The sequence below is a fragment of the Intestinimonas sp. RTP31139st1_F5_RTP31139_211217 genome, assembly GCF_040226735.1.
GTDB lineage: Bacteria > Bacillota > Clostridia > Oscillospirales > Oscillospiraceae > Intestinimonas > Intestinimonas butyriciproducens.
On record NZ_JBCOAQ010000079.1, the window covers coordinates 1 to 4,351 of the forward strand.

Sequence of the window (4,351 nt, forward strand, 5' to 3'; positions counted from 1 at the left end):
CTGCGGGCCCATTGCCATAGATGAGCGCATCAGGTAAGGGAGAACCAGGCGCCGCCGGCGCCGGTGTAATCCGCCCCGAAGACCACCTTGGGGGCGGGGTCGCTCTGGTTGACCAGGAAGGCCAGATAGCCGTCCAGCGTACCGCCCTGGTAGACCCGCCCGTCAAATTTGGGAGAGGGCGTCACCACCGTCCAGAAGGCGGTGTACTGTACACTGTCGGCGCTGTAGAGGTCAAAGCCCGCCAGGTGGAAGGCCACGGCCTGGTCCGGGTCGGAGGCCTCGTCCACCTTGGCGCTCAGCCGTACCAGCACATACTCCTTACCAGTGGGGGCGGGATCGTTGAACTGGTTGGCCGCCTTGAGCGCCTGCCAGGCTTTGTCCCCCCGCAGGGACTCGGAGATCTGCATGGTAATGGTCCAGTCATCGTCTCCCTTGGCGTACCGGAAGGTATGGGCCGTGCCCAAGGGCACCGGGTCCGTGCGGCTGTAGGGGGACGCGCTCTCTTCGGGCACGGGGGCCTGTCCGCCGGGCGTGGAGAGGGCCACGGTCTGGCGCTCCTGGTCCCAGGTCACCTCCAGGCCCAGGGCGTCCGCCACCGCCCGGACGGGGAGATAGGTGGTGCCGTCCACGGCGAAGGGCTCCACTGCCGCCCCGTTGGCATCTTTCGGGTCCACCTCCCGGCCGTCCAGCGTGATGCGGATGCCGGAGTAGGTGGCCTCCAGGGTCCGCACCGTGGCGGCCAGGGCGGGGACGCCCAGCGAAAAGACCAGCGCCGTTACGGCGACGCCGGAAAAAAAGCTCCTCCATTGCTGACGATTTCTCATAAAAAACATCCTTTCCGCCCCCGCCTCGGAGGGCCGCTTTTTATAATAGAGAAAATGCGCGCCGATGTCAAATGGGGCGGAAGAAAGAGGCTCCAAAGGGGATTTACGTTTTTTATAAAAAATGAGTTGTCAAGATAAAGAGATTGAGATATAATGACTAAGACAGTGACGCATAGGTATGAGCGGCGCTTTCGACTGGATTCCAAAAGTAAGGAGAGGAAACGACTATGAGTTATTCCGCGCAAAACATCCGCAATGTCTGTCTGCTGGGCCACGGTGGAAACGGAAAGACGTCCCTGGCCGAGAGCATGCTGCTTCAGACCGGCGTGATCGACCGCATGGGCAAGGTGTCCGACGGAAATACCGTCTGCGACTTCGATCCAGAGGAGATCAAGCGCCAGTTTTCCATCTCCACCGCCGTGGTGCCTGTGGAGTATAAGGGCTGCAAGATCAATGTGCTGGATACGCCGGGCTATTTCGACTTCTCCGGCGAGGTCATGGAGGCCCTGCGGGTGGCCGACGCCGCCGTGATCGTCTGCTCGGCCAAGAGCGGCATGAGCGTGGGGGCGGAGAAGGCCTGGAAGTACTGTGAGGAGCGCAAGATGCCCCGCATCCTCTACATCTCCAAGACCGACGAGGACAACTCCGACTATAACGCCGCCTTTGACACCCTGCGGGACCGCTTCGGCAAGAATATCGCCCCCGTGGTGGCCCCCATCTGGGACGAGGGCAAGAAGGTCATCGGCATCATCGACGTGCTTAACAAGCGGGCCTATGACATTGAAAACGGCAAGCGGCACGAGATCCCCGTGCCCGACAACAAGAAGGACGTTCTCGACGAGCTGTACAACGCCCTGGTGGAGTCCGTGGCGGAGACCAGCGAGGAGTTCATGGAGCGGTTCTTCAATGGCGAGGAGTTTACCTATGCCGAGATGATCCAGGGCCTCCACGCCGGCGTGAAGGACCTCTCCCTGTTCCCGGTGGTCTGCGGCTCCGCCCTCTCCGGCTTGGGGACCCAGATGCTGCTGGACAACATCGTCAACCTCCTGCCCTCTCCGCTGGAGGGGCGTCCGGAGATGGGCGAGAACGACCACGGCGAGATGGTGGAGTTCGCCGTCTCACCCGGCGCGGTGCCCGCCGCCTTTGTGTGGAAAACAGTCTCCGACCAGTACGGCAAATACTCCTACGTCAAGGTGCTCTCCGGCACCATCGAGTCGGATATGCCCATCGTCAACGCCCGCACCGGCCTCACGGAGAAGCTGGGCAGGCTGTACGCCATCCGGGGCAAAAAGACCGAGGAAGTGAAGAAGCTCTCCTGCGGCGACATCGGCGCTGTGGGAAAGATGGACAAGGTAAAGACCGGCGACACCCTGTGCGACCCCCGCAACGTGGTGAAGCTGGAGCCCATCGGATTCCCCGAGCCCGTCTATTCCATGGCCATCCAGCCCAAGACCAAGGGCCAAGACGACAAGATCGCTGCCGGCCTCAGCCGCCTGGGCGAGGAGGACCAGACCTTTACCGTGGTCAACAACGCCGAGACCCGTCAGGTGGTGCTCTCCGGCACCGGCGACATCCAGCTCGACGTGCTGGTGTCCAGACTGAAATCCCGCTTCGGCGTGGAGGCCGAGCTGGTCCCCACCCGCGTGCCCTACCGGGAGAAGATCCGCAAGAAGGTGGAGGTCCAGGGCCGGCACAAGAAGCAGACCGGCGGCCACGGCCAGTTCGGCGACGTGTGGATCCGCTTTGAGCCCGGCGAGCAGGAGGAGATGGAGTTCTGCGAGGAGGTCGTGGGCGGCGCGGTGCCCAAGAACTACTTCCCCGCGGTGGAAAAGGGCCTCCGGGAGGCCGTGGTCCACGGTGTGCTGGCCGGCTACCCGGTGGTGTACCTGAAGGCCACCCTGTACGACGGCTCCTACCATCCGGTGGACTCCTCCGAAATGGCCTTCAAGACCGCCGCGCAGCTGGCGTATAAGGCGGCGCTGGCCCAGGCCAACCCCGTCCTGCTGGAGCCCATCGGCGAGCTGAAGGTCACCATTCCCGACAGCTACATGGGCGACGTCATCGGCGACCTGAACAAGCGCCGTGGCCGCATTATGGGCATGAACCCAGACGGCGAGGGCAACCAGATCGTAGAGGCCGAGGTGCCCATGGGTGAGATGACCACTTACGCCATCGACCTGCGCTCCATCACCCAGTCCAGGGGCAGCTTTACCTATCACTTTGTCCGCTATGAGGAGGCCCCTCCCGCGGCGCAGGAGAAGGCCATTGAGGCGGCCAAGGCGATGCAGGAGGCCGAGTAGGCACAGCGTTTCCCAGTGGGGCCCCTCCCGCGGCGCAGGAGAAGGCCATTGAGGCGGCCAAGAGGGTCAGGAGGCCGCATCGGTCCGCGCACAAGAGAGAAGAGAGGTTGGGCGCCCGCCCCGGAAATTCCGGGGCGGGCGCTGCCGATTTCGGGAGCAGACAGCCGGGTGAAACGGCGGGAAAAAGGGACAGGAGGGACACAATGAGCTACAAAAACATCAAAATCGAGATCACAGGCGGCATTGCGGTCCTGACGCTGAACCGGCCTGAGGTCCGCAACGCCCTGGATTTTGAGACCTGGGAAGAGATCCGGAGCGGAATGCGGGAACTGGGCCGAAGGGAAGGCGTGCAGGTGATCATCTTTACCGGAGCCGGCGGCAAGGCATTTGCCTCGGGGACCGATATCCGCGCCATCCATGACAGGACAGTGGCCGAGCAGATGAACAGCGAGGTCAGCGATACGCTCTATGAGATATCCACCCACAAAAGACCCGTCATCGCCGCCATAGACGGCTATGCGCTGGGCGGCGGCTGTGAGCTGGCCATGGCCTGCGACATCCGCATTGCAACCAAGAAGTCCAGGTTCGGGCAGCCAGAGGTGGGGCTGGGCATCATTCCTGGCGCTGGCGGGACGCAGCGGCTCCAGCGTCTGGTGGGCATCGGCAAGGCCAAAGAGCTCATTTTTACCGGGGATATCATCTCTGCCGAGGAGGCGGAGCGGATCGGACTGGTGGAAAAGGTGGTGGAGGACGGCACGGTGATGGACGCAGCCATGGAGATGGCGAAAAAGATCCGGGCCAAGGGGCCGGTGGCCATCACTCTGGCCAAAAAGGCCATCCAGGTGGGCGCCGACACCGATCTTTACTCCGGGCTGTGCTTTGAGCGGTATGCACAGGCCCTGGCCTATTCCACCGACGACAAGGCGGAGGGGACGCAGGCGTTCCTGGAGAAGCGGCCTCCTGCGTTCAAAGGCAAGTAAGAAAAGGAAGTCTCCACCGCGCTTTGGCGCGGCGGAGACTTCCTTTTTTCTCATGATGTGCGGCGCGCATCCGGAAGGGCGCAGGTTATTTCCTGGAGTAGTCGTAGAAGCCCTTGCCGGTCTTGCGGCCGAGGTAGCCGGCGCGGACCATCTTGCGGAGGAGGAGAGAAGCGCGATACTTGGAGTCGCCGGTCTCCTGGTAGAGCACGTCCATGATGGCGAGGCAGACGTCCAGGCCGATGAGGTC

The 4,351-nt window shown here is 62.8% G+C and carries 4 protein-coding genes; 2 read left to right on the forward strand and 2 right to left on the reverse strand.

Annotation, left to right across the window (positions count from 1 at the left end; translation table 11 throughout):
- Nucleotides 1-29: 29 nt before the first annotated feature.
- Nucleotides 30-824, reverse strand: a complete 795-nt coding sequence (locus ABUA09_RS18060; protein ID WP_158453361.1) for a stalk domain-containing protein — start codon at nt 822-824, stop codon at nt 30-32.
- Between the two features lie 227 nt (nt 825-1,051).
- Here ABUA09_RS18060 and fusA point away from each other — a divergent pair, with 227 nt between their 5' ends.
- Together fusA and ABUA09_RS18070 are read left to right on the forward strand one after the other, a co-directional pair.
- A complete protein-coding gene (gene fusA, locus ABUA09_RS18065; RefSeq protein WP_033116203.1) occupies nt 1,052-3,124 on the forward strand; it encodes an elongation factor G in 2,073 nt (690 codons plus the stop codon).
- Nucleotides 3,125-3,327: 203 nt separating this feature from the next.
- A complete protein-coding gene (locus ABUA09_RS18070) occupies nt 3,328-4,104 on the forward strand; it encodes an enoyl-CoA hydratase/isomerase family protein (RefSeq protein ID WP_033116204.1) in 777 nt (258 codons plus the stop codon).
- 85 nt (nt 4,105-4,189) lie between these two features.
- On the opposite strand, the gene ABUA09_RS18075 is transcribed toward ABUA09_RS18070, so the two are convergent.
- The coding region (locus ABUA09_RS18075; protein ID WP_243273773.1) for a 3-hydroxyacyl-CoA dehydrogenase family protein at nt 4,190-4,351 on the reverse strand (162 nt) is incomplete at its 5' end.

Coding starts and splice junctions, on each gene's coding strand:
- ABUA09_RS18060 (WP_158453361.1), bottom strand. CDS start 824: ATGAGAAATCGTCAGCAATGGAGGAGCTTTTTTTCCGGCGTCGCCGTA.
- fusA (WP_033116203.1), top strand. CDS start 1,052: ATGAGTTATTCCGCGCAAAACATCCGCAATGTCTGTCTGCTGGGCCAC.
- ABUA09_RS18070 (WP_033116204.1), top strand. CDS start 3,328: ATGAGCTACAAAAACATCAAAATCGAGATCACAGGCGGCATTGCGGTC.